Raw genomic sequence first — 24,758 nt, 5'->3', positions numbered from 1 at the left:
CCCATTTTTTCAAAAAAATGAGGCACTTATGCACCGTTTGGTGAAATGGCTATCGCGTGCATCTGCGATTGTCGGCGGCGTGGTTTTGTTGATCTTGGTGGCATTGACCACTTTGTCGATCCTTGGCCGCGAGATTTCGAAAATCGGGCATGGTTTGGGTGACACTTGGCTTGGAAACATGCTGGTTGCCAGTGGGCTCGACGAAATCAAAGGCAGCTACGAGTTGACCGAAGCTGGTGTCGCCTTTGCCATTTTTGCCTTTTTCCCGGTCTGCCAATTCTACGGTCAACATGCGACGGTGGACGTGTTCACCTCGGCCTTGCCGCGCCGTGCGGTGTCTTGGCTGCGCGCCTTTTGGGAAGTCGTGCTTGCGGTTGTGATCGTCTTCATTTCATTGCGTCTTTACGAGGGAATGCAACGCTACATCGGCAACGGAGAGACCACGTTGTTTTTGCAATTCCCGCTTTGGTGGGCCTATGCGGCCAGTGTTGGCGCGGCTTTTATTGCCAGTGTGACAGCCGTCTATTGCGCGTGGGCACGGATTTCCGAAGCCGCCACAGGCCGCGCAATTCTGCCTGAGGGATAGGTCATGGACTGGATCAAAGACGTTGTGCAATTCGTGGGTTTCAGCCGGTTGGAGCTTGGCTTTTGGTCATTTCCGATCCTTCTGGGGCTGATTTTTCTGCGCGCACCAATTGGTTTGGCGATGTTCATGTGCGGCGTTGTGGGCTGGATTTTTGCCATGAACGGCAACCCAATCCCCATCATGGCCAAACTCAAATCCGAGACCTACACAACGTTCTCTAACTATTCGCTCACCATCATTCCGATGTTTCTGCTGATGGGACAATTCGCGACCCTGTCGGGCATGTCGAGTGCGCTGTTCAAAGCCGCCGAAAGTTTTTTGGGCCACCGGCGCGGTGGCGTCGCCATGGCATCGGTCGGGGCCTGTGCCGGGTTCGGCGCGATTTGCGGGTCGTCCCTTGCGACAGCTGCCACGATGGGCCGCGTGGCGTTGCCAGAATTGAAAAGATACGGATATTCCGGAGGGTTCTCGACCGCGACATTGGCGGCGGGGGGGACATTGGGCATCTTGATCCCGCCTTCGGTAATCCTTGTGATCTATGCGATCATTACGGAACAAAATATTGCCAAACTGTTCTTGGCTGCTTTTATTCCCGGCCTTTTAGCCGCACTCGGGTACGTCCTTACGATTTCGATTTATGTGCGCCTGTATCCCGCGTCCGCAGGAACGCGGCCTGCTGTTCCAATGGCGGACCGCTTCAAAGCACTGGCCGAAACATGGCCGGTCTTGGCCATTTTTGCAGTTGTGGTTGGGGGGATTTACGCTGGTTGGTTCACGCCAACCGAAGGGGCTGCCATTGGGGCCGCAGGCACCGGCATCGTGGCGTTGTTGGGGGGCAACTTAACGTGGCGCGTGCTGGGCGAAGCGTTGATTGGGACGGCCAAGACCACGGCGATGATCTTTTTCATCGTGCTGGGGGCCGCGCTTTATAACAACTTCTTGGCGCTATCTGGAGCACCGCAATTCCTGGCGGATTTTGTTTTAAGCCAAGGGTTTGGGCCATTTTTCGTCCTGTCGGTGATCTTGCTGTTCTATCTTGTCTTTGGCTGTTTGATGGACAGCCTGTCGATGATCTTGCTGACCGTGCCGATTTTCTTTCCGGTGATCTCGGGGCTTGATTTCGGCATGACCGCGGAACACGTGGCCATCTGGTTTGGTATACTTGTTTTGATCGTCGTTGAAGTCGGATTGATCACACCGCCCGTCGGGATGAACTTGTTCATCATCAACGCGATGGACCGCGAAGCGCCCATGACCGAGACCTACAAAGCCGTGATGTTCTTTGTTGGGTCAGATATCGTACGGGTGATTTTGCTTGTCGCATTTCCCGCGATCACTCTGTTTTTGGTGCCAAGTTGAGGCGACGTGTAAAGGATGTGGAAACGGCTTGGGATGCAACGACATGCCTCGAAATCAATCAAATTGGGTGATTTGTCGGGGCGGCGCGCTTAACGGGCGCAAATTGTCTTGAAGTGTTTCCACACAACTCTACTTCTCGTTTAATCGAGAGTACTGGTAAGCGCACGAATGGCACCTTCCAAACAGATCCCTGACACGTCCTTGGCAATGATCAAGCGACTTTCAACGCGCGTTCGCGCGGCAAGATTGGCGTTGGGAATGCCGCGGCGGGAATTGTCTGTCCGATCAGGTGTATCCCCGCGCTATCTTGCGCAGCTTGAAGCGGGCGAGGGGAATATCTCGGTGTTGTTGTTGCACCGCGTGGCCATCGCCCTGAACGTCACGGTCGAGGATTTACTGGCAGAACGTGCGCCGTTGGACAGGGATTTGGTTGGCGTGGCGCAACTGTTCAATGCGGCACCTGCGCCGGTTCAGGGACAGGTGCGCGCACTATTGGCACCGCATAAACCGTCACCCTGACGCAGGGCGTTATTCATCTTTTTGGCGGTCTTAAGAAACCGTGGGCGGAACACTTCGAACCGGCTTTAGCCGTCATCGCATGGTCAAAACCGCCCCAACCGTGCGGCGTCACGCGTGGCGGACAAAAAAAGGGGCCACCTAAAAGGCAGCCCCGATCTTTGTCAGTATGCGTTTAGATCAGGTCCAAGCAAGCTGCTCTGGGCGGATCTCGAACGAGATGTGGTGGTCGCCGCCAACAAGACCTTCTTTGGTGTGGTTGTAGAGCGACTGCCAGAACGGCTGGATTGTGACGCCATCGTCTTGCAGCATCTTCTGGCCTTTTTCCATCAAAGCGCGGCGCGCTTCGAGGTCTGCAGTGCCAAGTGCGGCTTGCAAGTTGGCGTCAAATGCTTCGCTGGAGTAGCCAAATTCGTTCCATGCTTCGCCTGAACGGTAAGCTAAGGCCCAGATTTGAACGCCAAGAGGGCGGTGGTTCCAGTTGGTTGAACTGAACGAATATTTTGTCCAGTCGTTCCAGAAGGTCGAGCCGGGCAGGATTGTCCGTTTGACCTTGATGCCTGCGTCACGCAGCTGGGCTGCCACCGCGTCGGTGGTGTCCTTGCGCCATGCATCATCGATCGAGAACAGCTCGTGCTCGAAATCGCCCATGCCGGCTTCGTCCATCAGCGCCTTAGCACCTGCAGGATCAACCACACGTGCGGGCAGTTCGAAGTATTCAGGGTGCATTGGACCAACGTGGTGGTTTTCAGCCACGATGCCGCGACCGCTTTGGCCCAGTTCAAGCAGAACGTTGTTGTCCACAGCCATTGCCAAGGCACGGCGCACGCGGGCGTCGGCATATGGCTTTTTACCGTCGACTTCGGCCAGCTGGTTGGGGCGGATAACGATGGTCGCCGCAGTGACGATTTCGTTCTGTTCCCAGCCATCAAGTGTGTCAAAGATATCGATGAATTCACCCACGATGTCGTAGGTCATGTCGATTTCGTCCGCTTCGGCGGCTGCCACAAATGCGGATGGGTCTGTACCGTAGTCGATGAACTCAATGCGGTCCATGTAAGCGCCGTTGCCTGCGTTCCACCATGTGTGGTTCTCGTTGCGCACCAGCACACCTTTGACCCCCACTTCGAGGCTTTCTGGCAGATAAGGGCCTGTGCCGATGGGGCTGTCGATGCTGTCCACCGACGTATCGGCGTGGATGATCGCGGCGGGATAGTCGGCCATGCCGGCGATCAGCGTGATGTCAGACGCTGGCAGATTCAGTTTAACAGTGTGTGCGTCAACCACTTCGATTGCGCCATCGATGGCCTTGTCTGTGGCTGCATCGATCAAGGTCGCGAAACGACCCGCCATCGAGTTGCCTTCGACGCCTTTGTCACACCAGCCTGTAATGCTGCGTGCTACGTCTTCGGCGGTGAAATCGTCACCGTTGTTCCACTTGACGCCGTGACGGACATTCAATGTGTACACTGTCGCATCGTCATTGATTTCCCAGCTTTCCAGCAATTTGCCGGTGAATGTGCCGTCGTTTTCGTAAGCGACAAGGTACTCCTGCCAGCCGCGCGCGAAGTTGGCGATTTGCGACCAGTCATAGGTGCGGGGGTCTTTGAGGCTGCGCACTTCTTGTTGAATGCGAACCGTTCCGCCGGTTTTGTGCCCATCTGCGTGTGCGGGGGCGGCCATGCCAAGCATGCCATAAGCGACAGCAGCTGTTGCGCCGAACGTGCTTGCCATAGCGAGGAACTCGCGGCGATTGACCGGATCGGAGCCGACTTGGTTCGCCGAATCTACGACGGACTGTGGCAGCGGTTTGCCGGTGCGGGTTAAAAATGTCATGTTCTTCCTTCCTGGTGGTGTCGCGACATCTTGGCCGCGCTCTTATATGGCGGGATGCGTGCCCCGCGCTTTCGGTGTTGCAGTTGGTCTGCGTTTTTTACTGACGCCCCTGTGCTGGGGATCGGGCAGAGTTCAAACGATCACAGCCAGTCCGTCAACCCCATCATCCCTTCTTCATCGTGCTGAAGGAGTTCAAAAAAACGGCATTTTATGTTGTTTACGCGTCGTTTGGGCGCTGTTTGTGAGTTCTTAACGCGGAATTGGTTGTTTTGCGGGTCGGGGCGGTTTTTTCTGATTTATTGCCGTTCTTTACGGGGTCGGGGACTTGGGCCGCGAGTGCGCGCACGAAAGCGATCAGATTAGTGTTTGCGTTGCGGGCCGCAAAGGGGTTCGGGCCGCAACCAGATCGGCGCTGTGCTCTCCTTCGCACGTCAGCAGATCGTCAAGGCTTGCCCCGTCAACCATTCTTGGTGTGCAGCCAAGAGCGGTTGCCGCATCGGTGGTGATTGACGCCAACCAATCACCATGGGGCGGATCGAGATGCGCTGCCAAACAGGCCAAGCCAAGCGCTGCGCGAGGATCAAACGCTCCAAGCGGGCAAAACGCATCGCCCACGTTATCTGACCCGACGACCAATTTGACCCCGGCGGCGCGCAGTTCGCGCAACCGCGTGATGCCGCGTCGGTTGGGTGTGCCGTCGGTGCGCCCTTGTAGGTACAGGTTTGTGGTGGGCAGCGTGCAGATCGTGATGTTGGCCCGCGCGCATTTGTCGGCAATGCGCGCAAAGTTCTTTGCATCGCGGTCCATCAGGCTGACGGAATGACCACACAGGATTGGAGCTTGGAATTTTGTGGCCAGTGCCATGTCGGCAATGGCCTCTAATCCGTTAAGGTCTCCAAGCCCTTCGTCGACATGAAAATCAAGCATAAGACCATGGCGCGTCGCGGTTTCAAATATGTTTACCAACCCGTCTTGAAGCCCGGGCTGCCCATGAACAAAAGCGCCTGCAACGCCGTCAGAAAGGGCCAGAATCTCGCCCAGTTTGGTGGCAAAGGCGGGGTCGGCCCATTGATCAATGCCGCATAGGGCAGAAAGCTGCAGGTCTTCGGTTTCTTCTGCGACTTCGGTCAAAACAGACCAACTTAGCGGTGGGGCAGCGGTGTCAGTCCAATCCACATGGCTGCGGATCGTGCGGCAGCCGTTGTTTTTGGCCTCGTTTAATCCTTTGATGGCGCGGGCACGCAGGTCGTCTTCGTCCCAGTTGTGTTTGTCGGCACGTTGCTGCACCAATGCGTTGGTCAGATCGCCGCCGATGTGCCCAATACGCGCGACGGTATGGCATTTGTCGAGGTGGCAATGTGCTTCGGTCAGGTGTGGGATCACCAGCTTTGCAGCGTCCCCAATGGGCGGGGCAAGGGCGACCAGTTTACCATTTTTGATTGCAGGCACGCCGCGCACACAGTCGCCGCGTCGCGCGCCACCAAAGCGTTTTGGATCAGAAATAAAAACAAGCGGAACCAGAACATCTGTCATCTGCGCGGGCCAGATTGCAGATGGGCGGCATGAAATAGGCCATCACTGTGGGACATACATCGCAGTCGCTTGTCCATGTCCTTCCCCTTTCGGAAGTTGGATGTCAGCGGCCCTAGAGTTTTAAAATCCGTGCCAATAAAAATACAACTTGAAGTCTTCAAAATTTTTAACGTTTGCGCAAGGGCCTTGATGATTGGATCCGGGGGCCTGCCCCCGGACCCCCGGAGTTTATTTCGCAAGATGAAGAACAATCAGCGTTTGAACGGGTCAGTCAACGCGGGGAGAATAGTGCCGCTGCAAAGGCCAAAGCCAATTTTGTAACCCTCGCCGTGGGCGGCCCCTTGCAGTGTGAGTGTGTCGCCGTCTTCGAGGAAGGTGCGCGTTTCACCAGTGTCCAGCGTCAGGGGTTCTTTGCCGCCCCAGCTGAGTTCTAATAAGCTGCCGCGTTCGGGTTTTGTCGGCCCAGAGATGGTGCCCGAACCAAGCAGATCGCCCACATTCATCGGGCAGCCCGAAGTGGAGTGATGCGCGAGTTGTTGAGCAGCGGAATAGTACATTTCTTTGAAGTTGGTTTGCGCGATTTGCGTCGCCTCTTTGCCAGCAGGCGCCAGCGTCACCTTGAGGTCGATGTCATACAGCATCGGTCCTGTGTCTTTCAGGTGCTCGAGCAATTCAAATTCGCGATCAGGGGTTGGCGTGCGAAACGGTTCCAACGCCGCTTTTGTCACGATCCAAGGGCTGATGGACGTCGCTGTGGCTTTGGCTTGGAACGGGCCAAGCGGTTGGTATTCCCATGCCTGAATATCGCGCGCTGACCAGTCGTTCAGTAACACATATCCAAAGATCGCGGCGTCTGCTTCGTCCACGGTGATTGGGTCTTCGGACCCCATCCCGACAATAGCGCCCATTTCCAGTTCTAAATCGAAACGGCGCGATGGCAAAAAGGCTGGCGCGTCGTGGTTTGGCGACTTTAGTTGCCCCCAAGGGCGGCGAATGTCGGTGCCAGACACCACAACAGACGACGCCCGCCCGTTGTATCCGATGGGGATGTGCAACCAGTTCGGCGGCAGCGCGTTTTCCGCGCCGCGAAACATGGTGCCCACGTTGGTGGCGTGATGGCGCCCAGAATAAAAGTCAGTGTATTCAGACACAAGCAGTGGCATGTACAGAGTCGCGTTGGCCATTGGCACCAACAGTTGTTCCACCATCGTTTGTTCGCGGGCCCCTTGCGACAAAAGCTGTGTCAGGCGGTTGCGCAGTGCGGCCCAGACGGCGGGACCCTGTTCCATCACCTCGTTCCAAAATGGCACATCAAAAAGCGGCTCATCACCCAGCGCGATTATGTTGAGGTCCTCGGCCATTTGCATATCAAGGATCATATCGCCGATGGCCACGCCGCAGCGTGGATCAAGCGCGTCGGTTGAAAACACGCCGTAAGGCAAGTTGTTCAGGGGGAAATCGCTGTCGGCGCTGTTTGCGCTGGTGACCCAGCTTTTGGAAAGAGACATGGCATGGGGCTTTCTTTTATGTGGGCCGGGTCGGTGGCTTCTTTGATCATTTTACGGGGCAGAATGTAACCTTCAAGGATGTCCCTGTGTGCGTCGTGATCGTGGGGACGTGATTTGCCAATCGCAGATGTACGGGGCAGTGTCTCGCGACAATTTTCACCTGAAAAGGAAACCGTTATGCGCCTGAGTGCCGTGCCATTGATTGCCCTTTTGTCCCTGTTTGCCATTCCCGTCGCAGCACAAGAATGCGGAGACGCGGATACCCCATGCGAAGTTCCAAGCGGTACGTATCACGTAGCAATGCCGGATGCCGCGGCACCCAAGGGTATTGTGATCCATCTTCATGGGGGCGGCGGTCGTGGGCGCGGGATGTTGAATTCGGGGTTGGGAAAAGAAGCGGTCAAACGCGGTTATGTCTTTGTTGCGCCCAATGGGTATCACCCCGGCGCGCGGTTTGTGAATAACTGGTCGGTACGGGCCAAAGGTACAAATTACGAAGGCGATGACGGCGTATTTTTGCGCGATGTTTTAGCAGATGTGCGCACAAAAACGGGGTTAGTGGATGCACCCGTGATGCTTGCCGGGTTCTCGCGCGGGGCGTCGATGGCATGGGATGTGGCGTGCCACGATCCGACCTTTGCTGACGCCTATGCGCCAGTAGCCGGTGCATTCTGGGACGACCTGCCCGAGATATGTGCCGCCCCAGTGAACCTATTTCTGACCTACGGCTGGAACGACCGGACTGTCCCGCTAGAGGGACGGTCGCTACGCGGGGGCACTGTGATCCAAGGGGACGTTTGGGCGTCGCTTAAAGTCTTACGGGAAACCAATGGATGCACAGCGCGCCAACCGGAAAGCAGCAGCTTTGAAGGTGATCTTTGGCTGCGTCATTGGACAGACTGTAACGCGGGCGACATTCAATTGATGCTGCACAAAGGCGGGCACGGCGCACCAAGCGGGTGGGGCCCCCGCATGCTCGATTGGTTCGAAGAGCAGACGTCTTAAGGCCAGGTTTGCGTACTACACCGCTTCCGATGCCCTGCCGCGTGATGTGCGCTGGGGTATCGGGGCACCTGGTGTTTAAGTGTGTTGCAAAGCAGCTTAAATATCGACCTCAACGCCCGGCAATTTCAGCGTTTTCAACAACTCGCGCAATTCCTGACGGGCGGCGACGTTGGAAATGTTCAACTGCTTGACGCCGATATCCTTGAGGTCAAGCAAGGTTAGGCCACGTGGGAACAACTCGCGAAACACAACACGTTCGGAAAACCCGGCAGAGATCCGAAAACCGATGCGTTTGGACAGCATCTTGATCGCGCGTTCCATCTTTTCTTTGTTGACCATACGTTGCGCGCCCATGCGGTTGCGCACGACGATCCAGTCGATGGGTTTTAGGCCGGCTTGGGCACGCAATTGGCGCGCATTCCAGACCATTTCAGAATAAACAGAAGGCCCAAGAATTTTGTCGCCCGATGCGTCGATACGGGCCAACAGGTCAAAATCGACGAAGCTATCATTCAGCGGTGTGATCAACGTGTCAGCCAGCGAATGCGCCACTTGGCTCAGGCGGGTGTGCGACCCGGGGCAGTCGATCAGAATGAAATCGCTTTTGGGTTCCAGCTTGGCTACAGCCGCGCTTAAGCGGTGATCATAGATGTTTTCGCCAGGCTTCAGGGTTGATGCCTCGATGTCGGGCAGGTCGTGGGCATCGGGCGACGGCAGCTTTAACTCGGCCGTGGCAAGGAACGCTTTGCGGTTCTCGACGTAGCGCCCAAATGTGCGTTGACGCAGGTCAAGATCAAGCGCGCTGACCTTGTGGCCCATGCGGGCAAGAGCGGTGGCAACATGCATGGAGACGGTGGATTTCCCCGCGCCGCCCTTTTCGTTGCCTACGACGATGATATGCGCCATGTTCTTCCTCTTAACTCAATAACCGCCTAGCGCGTTTCCGCCGACTATATGTTGTGGTGCGGCCCTTGGGAAGCGGCGTTGGCCGTTTTCCTGCGGCACCGTGGCGCAGGAGGTGCGCATGTTTATGTTAGCGCTATCAATTGAGCTATGCTAAGGGACGCTCAACTTTTGTAGCTAAAGGAGCGCGTCATGGCCCTTCATCCCGTTGTCACCCGTGTCACAGATCGTGTTATCGAACGCAGTGCAGGCCCACGCCGACGCTATCTCGACCGTATGGCCAAGGCAAAATCCGACGGCCCTGCGCGCGCGCACCTGTCCTGTAGCGGTCAGGCGCATGCTTTTGCCGCCGCTGGGCCCGATCAGGATCGCTTGGCCGAAGCGGTCAACGGCAACTTGGGCATTGTGACCGCCTATAACGACATGCTGTCTGCGCATCAGCCGTTTGAACGGTATCCGACCCTGATCCGCGACGCGATTCGTGCGGGTGGTGGTACAGCGCAAGTTGCGGGCGGCGTGCCTGCCATGTGTGACGGTGTCACCCAAGGCGAGGCGGGGATGGAACTGAGCCTGTTTTCGCGTGACGTCATTGCCATGGCAGCGGGTGTCGCGCTCAGTCACAATACATTTGATGCGGCCGTGTATTTGGGCGTCTGCGACAAGATCGTGCCGGGCCTGATCATTGCGGCCCAAAGCTTTGGGCACATTCCTGCGGTATTCCTGCCGGCGGGGCCGATGACCAGCGGCTTGCCCAATGATGAGAAAGCCAAGGTGCGACAGCGCTTTGCCGAAGGCACCGCCACCCGCGAAGAGTTGCTAAAAGCCGAAATGGCCGCCTATCACGGCCCGGGCACATGCACATTCTACGGCACAGCCAACACCAATCAGATGCTGATGGAATTCATGGGGCTGCACCTGCCGGGGTCTTCTTTTGTGAACCCTAACACCGATTTGCGCGATGCATTGACGGTTGAGGGCGCAAAGCGCGCGCTGTCGCTGTCTGCGCTGGGCAATGCCTATACGCCGGTTTGCGATATTCTGGATGAAAAAGCGTTTGTGAATGGCATTGTCGGCCTGAACTCGACCGGTGGTTCGACGAACTTGCTGATCCACTTGATCGCTATGGCGCGTGCCGGTGGGATCATTCTTGATTGGGAAGACTTTGTTGACCTGTCCGAGGTCACGCCGCTGATTGCGCGCGTCTATCCGAACGGGATGGCGGACGTGAACCAGTTTCACGCGGCAGGCGGCCTAGGCTTCATGATTGGGCAGTTGTTGAATGCAGGGCTTTTGCACGACGACACAAAGACCGTCGGCGGCGATGGTCTAGAAAATTACACCCACGAACCCAAACTCGATGCGGGCGCGCTCACGTGGAAAAAGGGCACGGGCGAAAGCCTGAATACAGGTATTCTGCGCCCGACGACTGAACCATTTCAAGAAACGGGCGGCGTTGCGCGTTTGGTGGGCCGACTTGGCCAAGGTGTGATGAAAATTTCTGCCGTCGCACCCGAACACCGTGTGGTCGAAGCGCCTTGTCGCGTGTTCCACGATCAAGAAGAGGTCAAGAAGGCCTTTAAAGCCAAGGAATTTGAGGGCGATGTGATTATCGTTGTTCGCTTTCAGGGACCAAAAGCCAACGGGATGCCCGAGTTGCATAGCCTGACGCCGATGCTTGGCATCATGCAGGGGCGTGGGCAAAAAGTGGCTTTGGTCACCGACGGGCGCATGTCCGGAGCGTCCGGCAAGGTACCCTCAGCCATCCATGTCAGCCCAGAAGCGCTGGATGGCGGCCCTATCGGTCAACTGCAAGACGGTGATGTGATCCGAGTAGACGCAGAAGCGGGGGTACTTGAAATTCTGGACGAAGCGGTGTTGAAGCGTCCACATGCCACGGCGGACTTGTCCGACAACCAGTGGGGCGCGGGGCGTGACTTGTTCAACGCCTTCCGTGCCAATGTTGGATCCGCCAATACCGGCGCCTCAGTATTTGGAGACTTTTGACTATGATGACCGCTAAAGCTGCCGCAACGCGTGCCCGTGAAATCTGTGCTCTGGCCCCGATTGTGCCAGTGCTGGTGGTCGAAGACGTTGACCATGCCCGCCCTCTGGCCGAAGCGCTGGTGGCAGGCGGATTGCCCGCGCTTGAGGTGACTTTGCGCACCCCCGCAGCACTTGAGGTGATCGCCGCGATGGCATCCGTCAAAGGCGGCGTTGTCGGTGCTGGAACGTTGGTAACACCTGACGATGTACGCGCGGCCAAAGAAGCGGGCGCGCAGTTTGGCGTGTCCCCTGGTGCGACCGATGCACTGATCGCGGCCTGCGAGGCCGAAGGTTTGCCTTTGTTGCCGGGCGCGGCCACAGCATCCGAAGCGATGGCGCTGCTGGAGCGCGGCTATGACATGTTGAAGTTCTTTCCCGCCGAGGCATCCGGCGGTGCCCCTGCACTGAAAGGCATCGGCGCACCACTGCCACAGATTTCGTTCTGCCCGACAGGCGGCGTGAGCATGGCAAATGCCAACAGCTATCTCAGCCTGTCCAATGTGGTTTGCGCCGGTGGCTCTTGGGTTGCGCCAAAAGATTTGGTGCAGGCCGGTGATTGGACGGGAATCGAAGCATTGGCCGCTGAGGCAGCGACGCTTCAACGGTAAGCGGTTAGCTATTATAGTACGGCGGAACGCATGGTATCTTTGGCCGAAAGCCGGAATCCTGCGTTTCGCCAGATGCGCGACCAAATCCGGTGGCCGTTCGCAGGGTTTGTCACCGGGGATTACTTGGACTAATCCCCCTTAGCGAAACGCTGATCAGTGTTGCACAAAGCTGATTTCAGGCCCCGCGACCCCGCTAATTAGTTTTCCAGTGTTTACAGCGCTATAAATTGATCTTGGCGGGCGCGCAGTTTCGTCGACGCGGCGATGCACCCATTCTCGAACTTCCATCGACTTGAGCGACTGTGACAATGCGCGATCCGTGATCGTCCGCAAGTTACGTTTGATGTCATTGAAGCGGCTGGGCGCTTGAAGCGACGTCAGCACTGGCAAAGTCCACGATTTTCGCAACAAGTCTTGATCATCCTTTGACGCAACGCGTTGCACTTTGTCAGCAATCGCGGCGGCTTCTAGCCCACGCGGCGTCAGGCGAAATTCTGGCCGCAAGGGATGACCGTAGCCCGGATTTCTTTCAAGTAGTCCTAATTTGATAAGATGGTCCATGCTCTGAACAAAAGCAGTCCGGCTGGCACCAGTTGCTGCAAGCAACGGCGCTTGGCGCCCCGCGACACCAGAATGCAGGCTGGACAATATGGGAAGCGCCCATGCCCTTGACGTGACGTTGACAAATGACTCAATGTACATAAAGTATAGTTACATTACTTTAATTCGAAAGGAAAGATAATGGCGCTTATTTCGTTGGATGAAACGATCACAATTTCGCTTTCAGTCAAAGACCGCCATGCAAGTGCGACGTGGTATGAAAGTACACTGGGGTTCGAGACGCTGTATCATTTGGATGACGCAGGCTGGAGCGAGTTACAGACGAACACCACCGGCGTTACAATTGGTCTTGGTGAACACACCGAACCTCAACCCGGTAATTGTGTTCCAGTCTTCGGGATCGCTGATTTGGACGCTGCGCGGCAAAAGCTAGAACAAGCCAATGTAAAATTTGACGGTGAAACTGATGTGGTCGACGGCATGGTGAAAACGGCAACGTTTTACGACCCTGATGGCAATGCGTTGATGCTTGCCCAAGATTTGACCGGGGGTACGTGAAAGGTCACGGGGGGCTTCGCAAACCTTACGTGGTTAAGTCTAGTTGTCCTTCGTTACACCGAGCATGAAGGTCGCTTTCCCATCCCAATAGACACGTCTACCCAAAGCAAGAAGGCCGCCCCATCCGGAGCGGCCTTTCTTTTTTCTCGCGTCGTTCTCAAGCTTAAAGGCTGAGACCTGCGTATTTGTTCTTGAATTTGGACACGCGGCCGCCGGTGTCCATCAGGCGCGATGTGCCGCCTGTCCATGCTGGGTGCACGGATGGGTCAATATCAAGCGCCATTTGGTCGCCTTCTTTGCCCCACGTTGATTTCATTTCCACCACGGTGCCGTCGGTCATTTTGACGTTGATGGTGTGGTACTCGGGATGCGTATCGGCCTTCATGCCTTGGCTCCTTCGGACTTTGGTTTGTAGTTGGATACTTCTGCGATACGGGCAGATTTGCCGCGACGTGAGCGCAGGTAATACAGTTTGGCGCGACGCACGCGACCACGGCGAACCACGGTGATGCTGTCGATGTTGGTCGAGAACAGTGGGAACACACGTTCCACGCCCTCACCAAAGGAAATCTTGCGCACTGTGAACGAACCGGCAATGCCGTGGCCGTTGTTGCGCGCGATGCAGACGCCTTCGTAGTTTTGAACCCGGGTACGTGTACCTTCGGTCACTTTAAAGCCAACGCGGATGGTATCCCCGGCTTTGAAATCTGGGATGTCTTTGCCCAGAGCGGCGATTTGATCCGCCTCGATTTGTGCGATCACGTCCATTGACGGTCACTCCTATAAAATGCTCGTGGTTTTTCCACGAAGGTTTGTGTGCGCCATGAGAGCTCTTTGTCTTCATCGGGTCCGCCGTAGCGCCCGCAAGAGATCAGGTCATCATTTCCTTGTCGTGTCTCAAATGCGCTGCGTTGCTACACCGAAGAAAGGGCCACAGCACAAATGAACCGATCCGGGAAAGCCCGAGTCGGAATGGGCGATGTATAGGGAGGAAGGGGGCTGCGATCAAGTCTTTGATGGGGGTGCTTTGCTGTCGCGTTTGGCCCAAAGATCTGGCCGCCGTTCCCGCGTCAGCTTTTCGGACATCTCTTGACGCCATGCGTTGATTTTGGCGTGATTGCCGGACATCAAAACTTCTGGCACATCTCGTCCCTGCCATGTGGCGGGTTTGGTGTATTGAGGGTGCTCAAGCAGACCGTTTGAATGGCTTTCTTCGACGGCGCTTTCGGCATTGCCCAACACACCGGGCAGCAAGCGCACAGTCGCATCCAACATGGCTTGGGCTGCGATTTCGCCGCCTGTCATCACAAAGTCGCCTAAAGAAACTTCGGTGATGCCAAAGTGTTCCAACACGCGTTCGTCCACACCTTCAAATCGCCCACACAGCATTGTCACACCGTCGCAACGCGCCAAATCGCGGGCCATGTCTTGATCAAAGGGGCGACCACGTGGCGACATATAAAGGATCGGCCAACGTCCGCGGGCATGCCCTTGTGCGTCGGCCAAAGCAGGGGCGACCACGTCGGCGCGCAACACCATACCAGCCCCGCCACCGGTCGGCGTGTCGTCAACGTTGCGGTGTTTGCCAATGCCGTGCCTGCGCAAATCGTGGGTGTGCAACTGCCATTTACCATCCTTCAGCGCTTTGCCCGTCAAGGATGCGCCAAGGACGCCGGGGAACACCTCGGGGAATAGGGTGACAATGCGGGCCTGCCAAACGCCGACCAAGTCTGGCGCTTCGTCCATCAAAGACGTTGGTTTCAGGGTCGCGCGGATCGATTTGCGCCCAAAGGATCTGGGTGTGGTACTCATTTGGCCTGCTGTCTGACTTTGGTGGCGCCAGGCGCCGCATTCGTTGGATATGCGCGGTTTGCAGCCAAAAGTTCAAGCAGGTCATTGCGCGGGCGGTACACCTTGGCGGAATTGGGTCGAAATTCAGCGCGCATCACCATCATTTTGACCGCCGGTTCAGCGCGTTTTGTGCCGCGCGCCATTTGTTTTGCGGAATGTCAGAACGGTTCAGTGCAAGCATCTCGGCAATCGTTTCGGCACTTGGCGAGGTATTGGCCGGGGGCAACGGTGTGACGAGGATGCGTAAATTGTCGGAAAGCCCTCCGAGCGCCAGCACTGGCTCCAGCAGGTTATCGCGGTGGGCTTCAAGCGCAAAGGTGTGAACATCCGCACCAACAACCCGGTCGCGAATCCGTGCGGCGATGCCTTCGAGGTCCGCTGAACCCGCAAAAGCGTCGGCATAGGCATCGGCGTCCAAAGTCATGCGCGCAGCGCGTAAGTGTTGAACATGGCAACTTGCCAACCAAGGGTCGGCGGCACGGGTTGTATACACCCACGTGATTTCGATGTCCGGACAGGCCGCGCGCCATGTGTCAGTCATGGTGGCGGCAAGGGCGATGGCGGCGGAATAGTCTGTTAAGTCATGACGGCCGGGCATGTGGCCGGACAGATCTTCGGAAGACATCAGGACCGTATCACTGTCCCAACTTTCCGCCAGCAGCGCGGCCTCGTAAGCGACCAACCCCAGATCAAAGTCGGTGCGCGTTTTAGAATAGGCGCGCGCAGCTTCGCACAGCCCTTTCATGTCAGTGCGCAAGATGACGTGGGCGTGTGGGCGCAGCAGATCGCGGTGCGCCGCAAACGTGTTTTGGAGGGTCGTCGTGCCGGTCTTGTGAAAACCCGCATGAACAACCAACCGCTGCACCATCGCCTAAAACAGACCCTCGGCCGGGTCGGCGACAATGCGGCCTGTGGCCAGATCGACGGTGGGAACGTCGGCCTTGGTAAAAGGGATCAGCACAGTGGCGGATGCGCCCGGCAGTTGCACTTCGAGCAAGTCGCCAGCACCGTGATTGTGCACGGTTTTGACTTGCCCCAACACAACGCCGCCTGTGTCATAAACGGTTAAACCGGTCAGGTCGGAATAGTAATATTCGTCATCCGGTAAATTGGGCAGCTGGTCGCGGTGCGCAAACAATTTCACGCCCTTCAATGCATCGCCTTGTTCTTTGCTGGCTACGTCCGCGATACGCGCCACAAAACCGGCTTTCATAGGGCGGATCAGGGCAAGGGTGAACTTACGTGTGCCGTCTTCGCTAGACAGCGGGCTGTAGGTTTCGATGTCGTCGGGCTGGGCGCAAAAGGATTTTATCCGCACCTCGCCGTTTACGCCATAAGAGCCACTGATAACCCCAACACAAATTTGTTCATCACTCATGCCAGCATACTCCGTCATGCTTTTTGCCACCCGCCTCAACGCAGGCCTCGCCCGCTTGATTGCGTTCATAAAGCAGCCCGGCGACAAAGGCGATAAGCAGCAGGATAGGAGTGCGGATCAGGCCAAACATGGGCAGCTTTCTAAGCGTTACAAGGACCTTCACATTTGCGCCGCAAGATAGGACTTTGTCCAGATGGGACGGGCGTAAGTTTGCGGGTTGAAGTGCCGCCGGTACCGATTGTTTCGCCTCGGATCACATCGATGGCTGGGGGCATTGGCAGTTTTCGCAGACGGCCTGAACATTGTGTGGATATGCAGCTTGGCTTTTATGGCTGCGCGGGAAAGGGTTGCCGTTGATCGATACAATAATTCGGAGAACGCATATGGCGTGGTTTTATCTGGCCCTTGCGGCGGTGTTTGAAGTGATTTTTGCGATGAGCATGAAGTACGCGGACGGGTTCACCAACCTAAAGGCCAGCGTTGTGACAGTCATCGCGGTGATTGCAGGGATTGGGTTTCTGACGCTTGCGCTGCGGGATCTGCCCGTCAGCGTAGCCTATCCGATCTGGACGGCAGTCGGGACGCTGGGGACCGTCGCATTGGGGTTCGTGTTTCTGGGCGAAAGCTTGACGCTGATGAAAGCGCTTTCGGCGCTCGCCATTGTGGTGGGTGTTGTCGGGTTAAAAGTGTCGGCAGGATAAAAAACGCCCGCCATCGGAACAAACCGAGGCGGGCGTAATTTAAACAAAGACGCGCGCAGATTACTCTGCGGCGGCGTCTTCTGCTGGTGCTTCTTCGGCAGGCGCTGCAGCGGCTTCGGCTGCTGCGGCAACTTTGGCGGCTTTTTCTTCGGCACGCTCTTTGGCTTTTTTGCCTGGCTCGCCTTTTTTCAGGTTTGCGCGCTCTTTCTTGGGCAGCAAATCGGCAGCTTCGAGCATACGCGAGATACGGTCGGTTGGCTGTGCGCCTTGACCCAACCAGTATTGGATGCGTTCAACGTTCATTTTCACGCGCTCTTCGCTGTCTTTGGCGAGCAGTGGGTTATATGTGCCCAGCTTTTCGATGTAGCGGCCATCGCGTGGCATGCGGCTGTCGGCTGCGACGATGCGATAAAAGGGGCGCTTTTTGGAACCGCCACGGGCGAGACGAATTTTCATAGACATGGTGTAAGTCCTTTGTTTTGGTAGGAAAGGTGCATGTGTGAATGCACCTTACGACTGGTGTGTTTTGTGATGCTGAATGACTTCAGCGATGATGAAGTTCAGGAACTTCTTGGCAAATTCCGGATCGAGGTCGGCCCGGTTTGCCAAATCTTCTAGGCGTGCGATCTGCGCCGCTTCGCGACTGGGATCAGACGGAGGAAGGTCGTGTGTGGCCTTGAGTTTCCCCACAGCCTGCGTGTGCTTGAACCGCTCGCCCAGTGTATAAACGAGGATCGCATCGAGCCGGTCGATGCTTTCGCGGTGTTCAGACAGCACGTCTGCGGCTTTTGCGACGGGGTCAGTCATGCGCCCATCCTTTCGGTGTGGATTTTGGGGTGGCGAAAGACGGTCGTGTCGTCGCGCGTTTCACCTGTTGGCAAGGGCGCGGTTGCGTCTGGTTTGGCACCCAGTTTGTGGGCCAGCGTTTTGGAGCGGGTGTTGGCGGGTGTGATATAGCTGACCAACGCGTCGTTATCCTTGTTGGCCCAGTACCAGTCGCGCGCGGCTGTGGCGGCCTCTTGGGCGTAACCGTGCCCCTCAAATGGCGCGAGCAGCACCCAGCCAAGTTCGACTTCGGGGAAATGGTGCGGTTTGTTGATGCCGACTTGGCCAATGAATGCGCCATCGCTGTTGCGTTCAACACCCCAGCTGCCAAAGCCCAGCAACTGCCAGCTGCCAACTTCGGACGCGATCCAATACCACATTTCCTGTGCTGCGACGGGGCCGCCCATGAATTGCGCCCGATCAGAGGCGAACAGATCATAAAGCGGTGCAAAGTCTGCCATCACATGCGCGCGCAGCGTCAGGCGTTCGGTTGTCAGGGTGGGGGCTAAAGGCATCATTGTGCCACCTCTGCCGGGTTTTGGTGGCGATAGACTGACATCGCCCCGAATGTGGGGTGCACGTGGTCGCCATCAAGCGTTGCGCCCATCGCCTTGGCCACCCGCACCGAGGCGTCGTTGCTGTGGGAAATCAGGCTGATCGCCGTGGTCCAGCCGAGCGTGTTAAAAGCGTATGCGTGCGCAGCACGGCCTGCTTCTGAGGCATAGCCTTTGCCGTTGCCTGACCAAAGCGACCAACCAATTTCGGCTTCGGGCCAGTCCATCGGGTAGTGCAATCCAACAAGGCCAATGGCTGTGTCATCGTCGCGTGTTGTCACTGTCCACCGCCCAAAGCCGCGCATATCCCAGTGCCCGATGATTTCGCACAGGTAGCGCCATGTTTGCGCGGCGTCCATCGGCCCGCCGACGTACTGTGTGGCATCTGATCCATAGAACGCAGCAAATGGCCCGTGGTCCTTGGCCGCAGGTGCGCGCAGGATCAAACGGTCTGTGGTCAGGGTTGGGATCGCGATCACAAGCCCAGCTCCTGCACTGATGCGCCATCCAGAACGGGGCGGGTGAACGTGCGGTCATAGCTGAGGATGCAGCCCGTATCGGTCGCGTGTTTGTAGGCTTTTTGGCAGCCTGCGTCCGCTGCCATTTCGATGCGGTAGGCTTCGTATGCCGCCAGCGAGGGGAACGAGAACATCGCCCATGCTTTGTTGTTCGCCCCTTCGTGGGGCAGGAAATAGCCGTGATGTGTGCCGCCCATCGCGTTCACGAGGTGAATCCATGCCCGTGCATAGACCTCGAACGCTTCGACCTTTGTGGGGTCGATCACATATGTGATGGTTGCGGTAATCACTTCTTTTTCCCAAACCCTGACAGGCCGGGGGGCAGGGCCATGCCGCCACCTAAACCGGGCATGCCGCCGGGCATTTTGCTGCCCATCTGCTTGGCTGCGGCTTCGAGTTGGGCCTGATCCATGTTGCCCATATCGGGCATTCCGCCCTTGCCGCCCATCATACCGGCCAGCGCCTTTTTCATCATGCCGCCTTTGCCCTTGCCGAGCTTTTTCATCATGTCCGACATTTGGCGGTGCATCTTGAGCAGTTTGTTGAGGTCAGACACTTCCATGCCGGACCCGCGCGCGATGCGTTTTTTGCGGGACGCTTGCAGGATCTGTGGTGCGGCGCGTTCTTTTTTGGTCATCGATCCGATCATGGCGATCTGGCGCGCCAAAACCTTGTCGTCAAAGCCGGCGTTTTTAACCTGAGCCGCCATTTTACCCATGCCGGGCATCATGCCCATCATGCCTTCCATGCCGCCCATCTTTTGCATCTGTTCCAGCTGCATGCGCAGGTCGTTCATGTTGAACTGACCCTTGGCCATGCGCTTCATCATGCGCTCGGCCTGTTCGGCCTCGATGGTGTCTTGGGCCTTTTCGACAAGGGCCACGATGTCGCCCATGCCAAGAATGCGGCCTGCGATGCGCTCAGGTTCAAACGTTTCTAGCGCGTCCATCTTTTCGCCCAAACCGACGAACTTGATGGGTTTGCCGGTGACAGCACGCATAGACAGGGCAGCACCGCCGCGCCCGTCGCCATCCATCCGAGTGAGGACAACGCCGGAAATGCCAATACGGTCATCAAAATTCTGGGCGGTGTGCACCGCGTCTTGACCCGTCAGGCCATCGACCACCAGCAGCGTTTCGCGCGGGTTGGCGACATCGCGGACGGCTTCGACTTGGGCCATCAGTTCTTCGTCAATCGACAGGCGGCCAGCGGTGTCCAGCATATAGACGTCATAGCCGCCCATGTTGGCCTGCGTTTTGGCGCGCTTAGCGATTTGAACGGGGGTTTCACCCTTGACGATGGGCAGGGTGTCGACGCCGATTTGAGTACCAAGGATCGCCAGCTGTTCCATCGCCGCCGGGCGGTTCACGTCAAGCGAGGCCATAAGCACGCGTTTGCCGTCACGTTCGGTCAGGCGTTTGGCAAGCTTGGCGGTTGTGGTGGTTTTACCGCCACCCTGCAGGCCCACCATCAGAATGGGCGCGGGCGGGCTGTCGATTTTCAACGCGCCGGGTTCGCCTTCGCCCTTGAGCGTGTCGATCAGTGCGTCGTGCACAATTTTGACGACTTGCTGACCCGGTGTGACGGACTTGGTGACGGACTGGCCAGTGGCCTTTTCCTGCAGCACTTTGACGAAATCACGCGCAACAGGCAGCGAAACGTCAGCCTCAAGCAACGCAACCCGCACTTCGCGTAGGGCGGTTTTGACGTCATCTTGGCTCAGCGAGCCTTGTTTCGTCAGCCGGTCAAAGACACCGGAGAGGCGTTCGGATAGATTTTCAAACATAGGCCATGCTCCATTTCGACCGTTAACGTTGTGCCTGACAGGTAAGGTCAGGCGGCTCTGATCCCAAGGGCAAATACAAACGAGCAGCACCCCCGTGGGCGCAACGCGCTGACGGAGGGCGATCCCGGGCATATCCCAAGGGACCGGAAGTGTTGATGCTTCCGGGTGTTGCGCGTGGGTTAGGTGGAACCGCCGCCCGAGTCAACAGTGATAGGCGCGTCGGTCGTGTCTCAGTTTGAAATTCGGCTTTGCGGGACAAAGCCGGCCTTATGTATCAAACGCACCAAGCTTAGTCTAAGCTATTGTACGCTTTGTGTGCATCAAGCTCAGCTATGGCTTGGTCGATATCTTCGTTACCGCCTGAAATTTGCTCTTTGGCTATACCTTCGAGCTGGTACTTTATGAACCTTTGACATTTCCATGTGCAGTATTTCGCGGATAGAACCATGAGTATCGGCCATAGAAGTCCAAACATGGAATATGCAAGCTCATTGTGGATTTCTCCCGTAACATATTCGCTATGGCTTTCAGGAAACATGCCGACATTGTGAGCCACCCCTAGGAATAGATACAGCACGCTCACACCAGTCATAAGTACTGAAATTGCACGGTCTATTTGCCAATGAAAGAGTAAGAAATAGGCAGTGCCCCAAGAAGACCTATGCCAACGAAGCCTCACGGAATCAGTGGAAGTTTGGTCTGCTAGGCTTTTGATGTCTTTATACCAGTCAGTTTCAAAAACTGTAGCAGGCGCGTTAGTTAGCTTTGAGCGGGCAGCTTCTGCAAGCTGATCCCTATATCTAAACGTGGCTAAGTTTAGGTAGGCCAAATTGATAGCGAGAGAGCCGCCCAAAAGCGGCTCAAGCGCACTCAAAACTGATATAGGTTCTGGCAAGGGCACGCTGCCTTAGGCTGTGACAGACGGCGGGCTATTAAGTGGGTCTGATATTTCCCAAATGCGACGGAAAAACTCAGTGAGTTTCGTTGTGAAGTCCGTCTTGTCTCCAAAGCACGCTACAGCTACGGCCTGACTTTTATCTCTTTCAAAGCGATATGAAACGCCATCAACAACAGTGAAGTTAACATCGACAAGAACGTGGTGGCTTTTGGGAATTTCCCGAATTTCAAAGTTTTCAAAATCCCCAAGAGCAGTAACCAGCGGGTGCCCTGATTTCGCAAATGCAGGCGCGTTCTCCACAGCTATCATGAGCTTTCGGTCAGGCATTCCAAGGAATAGCTCCGCACTCTCGACCAAGTCAGAGGTGCCGTAGACCCTAGGGTCCAGATTTCTAGTCAAAATCCTTACATCACGCGTTGCATGAGTGAACATTCTTTCATTGATCACAGCCGCGTGCTCGGCGGAACCGTTTAACACAGTTGAGCCGTCCATGGCCCGCGCCATTTGATCGATATGCTGTGTGTAAGTATCAATATTCATATTTTTCATGTATATCTGCTTTGTGTCGTTGCCATGACTGATCACGCAGACGTCACATACTTCCTCCCAAAAGTATAATATTAGGTTAAGCGTGGTTTATGTTTCTGTCAAATGCTGTTGACTGCCGGATAACCCTCATAGGTTAAGATTGGCAACACCAATTGCATTGATCGACATGAGGAAAAATGCCGCAGTAAATTTCCCTCGGCTTAACTTGTTGCGAATGTTCACTTCTTTCTCATCGATCAATTCTGCAAGCTGCGCGTAGGTCACACCTTTACGCTTCAACTCGGCCTTCAAAATGTTTGCTGCCTTAGTTTCCCATTCGTTTTGGTCTGGCATGTGTCACCTACATAAATAAAAGTATCATAATCATTACATATGGTATTGCATTCGCTACGTCTACGTATTAAATTCGTTACATAGGTAATGATAGAGATACACAATGGCCCAGCACTTCCTTCTTTCAGCAGCATCACGCACCCTTAGCCTTCGCAGCATCTACAAAGCTGGCGAAGCAGCGGCGCATGATGTGTTCTGCAAGATGCGCTGGCCTGAGACGAACGGCGAAGCGGTTTGCCCACAGTGCAGCCACGGCGAAACGTACAAGATCACCACGCGCCGCAAGTTTAAGTGCAAGAACTGCCATCACCAGTTTAGCGTGACCTCTGGTACAATCTTTGCATCGCGCAAAATGGACTTTGTGGACCTGTTGGCCGCGATATTCCTGACAGTTAACGCATCCAAGGGCATGAGCATGGTTCAACTGAGCCGCGACATTGACTGCCAGTACAAGACGGCCTTTGTGCTGGCCCACAAGCTGCGTGAGGCCATCGCGCGTGAGGTCCAGACGGGTGAAGTGCTGGAAGGCCACGTCGAGATTGACGGCGCGTATTTTGGCGGTCACATCCGCCCCCACAACGAAAAGGCCAAGCGTGTTGATCGCCGCAAGAAAGAACACCAGACAGGCACCCGCCGCGTTGTAATCGCCATGCGTGAGCGTGAAGGCCGCGTACTGCCTTTCGTGGGCGAAAACGAAGGCGAAGGCGTAGCACTGGCAAACGAGAACGTGTCGCGCACAGCTACCATGTCAGCCGACGAAGCGGGCCATTGGGATGCGTTGCACATGGGCTGGAATGTTGATCGTGTGAACCACAGCGAAATCTACAGCGACCACGGCAAGCACACAAACTTGGTGGAAAGCTTCTTTTCTCGTCTGCGCAACATGATCCAAGGACAGCACCACGGTGTGTCGCCAAAGTACCTGCACCAGTATGCGAACCACTCCGCATGGTTGGAAGACAACCGCCGCACGGACAACGGCACGCTGGCGCGGATTGTGGTTAGCAATGCGATGGAAGCGCCTGTGTCGCGCAACTGGAAAGGCTACTGGCAGCGGGCGGCGTAATTGAGTCGACGAAGACGGTCGTTTGCCGTATTTCAACTCCAGCAGTAAAACAGTTGAGATCAAATGGCTTATTACAACTTTTACATTGATGAAACTGGAAACCGTAACCCCGACCAAAAACCCGATCGGCACAGAGAGCATAGAGATTGGTTCGGTATTGGCGGGATATTAGTTAAAAGCGAGGACATTCAAGACTGCAAAGACAAGCGGCAGGCCTTTGCTGACAAATGGAATGTAACTGCGCCTTTTCACATGACTGATATGCTCGGAAATCATAAGAAATTCGCTTGGCTTGGCAGAATCCCCGAAGAGAGACGACACAAATTCTGGGGTGAGTACAAGACACTGCTCGCAACTGTGCCTGCGATCGGTCTCTCTTGCATCATTGATCGTCCAGGTTATTTGGCGCGAGGTTATGTAGAGGATAACCCCGGTCGCTGGCTTTTGTGCCGCAGTGCATTCGATATTTCCGTAGAGCGAGCCGCAAAAATTGCACGAAAAGGTGGTCGAAAACTAAACGTCATTTTTGAGCAAGATGCGGGGATCAACCAGATAATCGTAGACTATTTTGCAAACCTGAAGGCTAATGGGCTTGGCTTTAACGAGGCGCGCTCAGACAAATATGGCCCGCTTACGCAAGCTGAATTTGCAGAGACGCTTTCAGGCATCGAATATAAGCCCAAGAGCAACTCTTTGTTACAGTTAGCAGACTCATATCTTTACGCTATGGCGAGGAACCCATACGATAAGAAGTTCGACGTATATTGTCGGCTAAGAGACTCTCGTAAAACAGCAAACACACTTCTGGAAACTAGTGAAATACCCAGCATGGGGATAAAACACTATTGTTTTGAACTACATAGATCGAAAAACAAATAAGCCGAGACGAATGTCTCGGCTGATAAGCGGTCCCCGTACGGTGAACCTAACAGGCTAGGCCTATCCACTGATTAACACTGAATATATTTTTCGCAAGTAAAAAATAATTCAAATTGAAATTTTATCCACAGCCTCACAGAGCGGGTTGCAAACGCCACAAACACCCATCCGGCCCAAAGTCCTGCACCACATACCCGTCTTTCTGCGCCCTTTGCAGCGCGTGACGCACCCGCTTTAGCACATCGGCGTGGGTATCATCGCCCCAGCCCTTAGCCGCGATAATTTGCGCCGCTATCGTCTCATCATCCGCAGGCGCAGACCGCAGTGCGTTGATGACTGTTAGCTTTAACTCATTGCGCCCGAATAGCTGCTTGTACTTCCCACGAGGCGCTATGCCCTTGGGG

General features: G+C 55.8%; 31 protein-coding genes. 10 read left to right on the top strand and 21 right to left on the bottom strand.

Annotated features, from left to right (window positions below):
• Positions 1-28 precede the first annotated feature (28 nt).
• The 3 genes from ABJF76_RS05615 (at position 29) to ABJF76_RS05605 (ending at position 2,464) form a co-directional block, all read left to right on the top strand.
• The gene (locus ABJF76_RS05615) at positions 29-586 is read left to right on the top strand and encodes a TRAP transporter small permease (protein ID WP_413820382.1); all 558 of its coding nucleotides are present in this window, start codon (positions 29-31) and stop codon (positions 584-586) included.
• Between the two features lie 3 nt (positions 587-589).
• Positions 590-1,945, top strand: a complete 1,356-nt coding sequence (locus ABJF76_RS05610; protein ID WP_413820383.1) for a TRAP transporter large permease — start codon at positions 590-592, stop codon at positions 1,943-1,945.
• A 168-nt stretch (positions 1,946-2,113) separates the two neighbouring features.
• A complete protein-coding gene (locus ABJF76_RS05605) occupies positions 2,114-2,464 on the top strand; it encodes a helix-turn-helix domain-containing protein (RefSeq protein ID WP_413820384.1) in 351 nt (116 codons plus the stop codon).
• 177 nt (positions 2,465-2,641) lie between these two features.
• Here the strand turns inward: ABJF76_RS05605 and ABJF76_RS05600 are convergent, their stop codons facing one another.
• The 3 genes from ABJF76_RS05600 to fahA all read right to left on the bottom strand — a co-directional run bounded on the left by ABJF76_RS05600 (position 2,642) and on the right by fahA (position 7,338).
• Positions 2,642-4,297, bottom strand: a complete 1,656-nt coding sequence (locus tag ABJF76_RS05600; RefSeq protein ID WP_413820385.1) for an ABC transporter substrate-binding protein — start codon at positions 4,295-4,297, stop codon at positions 2,642-2,644.
• 354 nt (positions 4,298-4,651) lie between these two features.
• Positions 4,652-5,830, bottom strand: a complete 1,179-nt coding sequence (locus tag ABJF76_RS05595; protein ID WP_413820386.1) for an amidohydrolase family protein — start codon at positions 5,828-5,830, stop codon at positions 4,652-4,654.
• Between the two features lie 251 nt (positions 5,831-6,081).
• On the bottom strand, positions 6,082-7,338 hold the full coding sequence (gene fahA / locus ABJF76_RS05590; protein ID WP_413820387.1) for a fumarylacetoacetase: 1,257 nt from the start codon (positions 7,336-7,338) through the stop codon (positions 6,082-6,084).
• 177 nt (positions 7,339-7,515) lie between these two features.
• On the opposite strand from fahA, the gene ABJF76_RS05585 reads away from it, so the two are divergent.
• Positions 7,516-8,343 (top strand): alpha/beta hydrolase family esterase, encoded by an 828-nt coding sequence (locus ABJF76_RS05585; protein ID WP_413820388.1) that lies wholly within the window; start codon positions 7,516-7,518, stop codon positions 8,341-8,343.
• 96 nt (positions 8,344-8,439) lie between these two features.
• Here the strand turns inward: ABJF76_RS05585 and ABJF76_RS05580 are convergent, their stop codons facing one another.
• Positions 8,440-9,249, bottom strand: a complete 810-nt coding sequence (locus ABJF76_RS05580) for a division plane positioning ATPase MipZ (protein ID WP_348461087.1) — start codon at positions 9,247-9,249, stop codon at positions 8,440-8,442.
• A 189-nt stretch (positions 9,250-9,438) separates the two neighbouring features.
• Between ABJF76_RS05580 and edd the strand changes: the two genes are divergently transcribed.
• Together edd and eda are read left to right on the top strand one after the other, a co-directional pair.
• A complete protein-coding gene (edd, locus tag ABJF76_RS05575; protein ID WP_413820389.1) occupies positions 9,439-11,250 on the top strand; it encodes a phosphogluconate dehydratase in 1,812 nt (603 codons plus the stop codon).
• Positions 11,251-11,252: 2 nt separating this feature from the next.
• Positions 11,253-11,897, top strand: coding sequence for a bifunctional 4-hydroxy-2-oxoglutarate aldolase/2-dehydro-3-deoxy-phosphogluconate aldolase (gene eda / locus ABJF76_RS05570; protein ID WP_413820390.1), 645 nt, complete (start codon positions 11,253-11,255; stop codon positions 11,895-11,897).
• Between the two features lie 153 nt (positions 11,898-12,050).
• Here eda and ABJF76_RS05565 read toward each other — a convergent pair whose 3' ends face one another.
• The gene (locus ABJF76_RS05565) at positions 12,051-12,401 is read right to left on the bottom strand and encodes a winged helix-turn-helix transcriptional regulator (protein WP_413820391.1); all 351 of its coding nucleotides are present in this window, start codon (positions 12,399-12,401) and stop codon (positions 12,051-12,053) included.
• Positions 12,402-12,638: 237 nt separating this feature from the next.
• Between ABJF76_RS05565 and ABJF76_RS05560 the strand changes: the two genes are divergently transcribed.
• Entirely contained in the window at positions 12,639-13,016 is a 378-nt protein-coding gene (locus tag ABJF76_RS05560; protein ID WP_413820392.1) for a VOC family protein, read from the top strand.
• Positions 13,017-13,179: 163 nt separating this feature from the next.
• Here ABJF76_RS05560 and rpmE read toward each other — a convergent pair whose 3' ends face one another.
• The 6 genes from rpmE to ABJF76_RS05530 form a co-directional block, all read right to left on the bottom strand.
• A complete protein-coding gene (gene rpmE / locus ABJF76_RS05555) occupies positions 13,180-13,401 on the bottom strand; it encodes a 50S ribosomal protein L31 (RefSeq protein WP_348461082.1) in 222 nt (73 codons plus the stop codon).
• Positions 13,398-13,784 (bottom strand): 50S ribosomal protein L19, encoded by a 387-nt coding sequence (gene rplS / locus ABJF76_RS05550; RefSeq protein WP_348461081.1) that lies wholly within the window; start codon positions 13,782-13,784, stop codon positions 13,398-13,400. The genes rpmE and rplS overlap by 4 nt, the downstream gene beginning before the upstream one ends.
• Positions 13,785-14,021: 237 nt before the next feature.
• A complete protein-coding gene (gene trmD / locus ABJF76_RS05545; RefSeq protein ID WP_413820393.1) occupies positions 14,022-14,828 on the bottom strand; it encodes a tRNA (guanosine(37)-N1)-methyltransferase TrmD in 807 nt (268 codons plus the stop codon).
• A gap of 139 nt (positions 14,829-14,967) precedes the next feature.
• Positions 14,968-15,735: a hypothetical protein gene (locus tag ABJF76_RS05540; protein WP_413820394.1), complete on the bottom strand. Its 768-nt coding sequence runs from the start codon at positions 15,733-15,735 to the stop codon at positions 14,968-14,970.
• Between the two features lie 3 nt (positions 15,736-15,738).
• Entirely contained in the window at positions 15,739-16,245 is a 507-nt protein-coding gene (gene rimM / locus ABJF76_RS05535; RefSeq protein ID WP_413820395.1) for a ribosome maturation factor RimM, read from the bottom strand.
• On the bottom strand, positions 16,238-16,375 hold the full coding sequence (locus ABJF76_RS05530; protein ID WP_348461076.1) for a hypothetical protein: 138 nt from the start codon (positions 16,373-16,375) through the stop codon (positions 16,238-16,240). The genes rimM and ABJF76_RS05530 overlap by 8 nt, the downstream gene beginning before the upstream one ends.
• Before the next feature lie 253 nt (positions 16,376-16,628).
• Between ABJF76_RS05530 and ABJF76_RS05525 the strand changes: the two genes are divergently transcribed.
• Positions 16,629-16,946: a multidrug efflux SMR transporter gene (locus tag ABJF76_RS05525; protein ID WP_348461075.1), complete on the top strand. Its 318-nt coding sequence runs from the start codon at positions 16,629-16,631 to the stop codon at positions 16,944-16,946.
• Positions 16,947-17,006: 60 nt separating this feature from the next.
• On the opposite strand, the gene rpsP is transcribed toward ABJF76_RS05525, so the two are convergent.
• From rpsP to ABJF76_RS05480, 9 genes are all read right to left on the bottom strand, one after another.
• The gene (gene rpsP, locus ABJF76_RS05520) at positions 17,007-17,408 is read right to left on the bottom strand and encodes a 30S ribosomal protein S16 (protein ID WP_348461073.1); all 402 of its coding nucleotides are present in this window, start codon (positions 17,406-17,408) and stop codon (positions 17,007-17,009) included.
• Between the two features lie 48 nt (positions 17,409-17,456).
• Positions 17,457-17,753 (bottom strand): chorismate mutase, encoded by a 297-nt coding sequence (locus ABJF76_RS05515; protein ID WP_348461071.1) that lies wholly within the window; start codon positions 17,751-17,753, stop codon positions 17,457-17,459.
• Positions 17,750-18,289, bottom strand: a complete 540-nt coding sequence (locus ABJF76_RS05510) for a GNAT family N-acetyltransferase (protein WP_413820396.1) — start codon at positions 18,287-18,289, stop codon at positions 17,750-17,752. The genes ABJF76_RS05515 and ABJF76_RS05510 overlap by 4 nt, the downstream gene beginning before the upstream one ends.
• On the bottom strand, positions 18,286-18,804 hold the full coding sequence (locus tag ABJF76_RS05505; protein WP_413820397.1) for a GNAT family N-acetyltransferase: 519 nt from the start codon (positions 18,802-18,804) through the stop codon (positions 18,286-18,288). Before ABJF76_RS05505 ends, ABJF76_RS05510 begins: the two co-directional genes overlap by 4 nt.
• Entirely contained in the window at positions 18,801-19,133 is a 333-nt protein-coding gene (locus ABJF76_RS05500) for an NIPSNAP family protein (RefSeq protein ID WP_413820398.1), read from the bottom strand. Before ABJF76_RS05500 ends, ABJF76_RS05505 begins: the two co-directional genes overlap by 4 nt.
• Positions 19,130-20,629 (bottom strand): signal recognition particle protein, encoded by a 1,500-nt coding sequence (ffh, locus tag ABJF76_RS05495; RefSeq protein WP_413820399.1) that lies wholly within the window; start codon positions 20,627-20,629, stop codon positions 19,130-19,132. Before ffh ends, ABJF76_RS05500 begins: the two co-directional genes overlap by 4 nt.
• Before the next feature lie 289 nt (positions 20,630-20,918).
• Entirely contained in the window at positions 20,919-21,524 is a 606-nt protein-coding gene (locus ABJF76_RS05490; protein ID WP_413820400.1) for a hypothetical protein, read from the bottom strand.
• A 12-nt stretch (positions 21,525-21,536) separates the two neighbouring features.
• Positions 21,537-22,076, bottom strand: a complete 540-nt coding sequence (locus tag ABJF76_RS05485) for a hypothetical protein (protein ID WP_413820401.1) — start codon at positions 22,074-22,076, stop codon at positions 21,537-21,539.
• 126 nt (positions 22,077-22,202) lie between these two features.
• A complete protein-coding gene (locus ABJF76_RS05480) occupies positions 22,203-22,409 on the bottom strand; it encodes a DUF6471 domain-containing protein (protein ID WP_413820402.1) in 207 nt (68 codons plus the stop codon).
• 103 nt (positions 22,410-22,512) lie between these two features.
• Here ABJF76_RS05480 and ABJF76_RS05475 point away from each other — a divergent pair, with 103 nt between their 5' ends.
• Both ABJF76_RS05475 and ABJF76_RS05470 read left to right on the top strand, forming a co-directional pair.
• Positions 22,513-23,475: an IS1595 family transposase gene (locus ABJF76_RS05475; protein WP_413820403.1), complete on the top strand. Its 963-nt coding sequence runs from the start codon at positions 22,513-22,515 to the stop codon at positions 23,473-23,475.
• A gap of 63 nt (positions 23,476-23,538) precedes the next feature.
• Complete coding sequence (locus ABJF76_RS05470; protein WP_413820404.1) at positions 23,539-24,354, top strand: DUF3800 domain-containing protein; 816 nt, start codon at positions 23,539-23,541, stop codon at positions 24,352-24,354.
• A 133-nt stretch (positions 24,355-24,487) separates the two neighbouring features.
• Here the strand turns inward: ABJF76_RS05470 and ABJF76_RS05465 are convergent.
• The coding region (locus ABJF76_RS05465; RefSeq protein WP_413822537.1) for a hypothetical protein at positions 24,488-24,758 on the bottom strand (271 nt) is incomplete at its 5' end.

The organism is Tateyamaria sp., assembly GCF_039940735.1.
Taxonomy (GTDB): domain Bacteria; phylum Pseudomonadota; class Alphaproteobacteria; order Rhodobacterales; family Rhodobacteraceae; genus Tateyamaria.
This window is presented reverse-complemented; position numbering and strand designations above follow the sequence as displayed.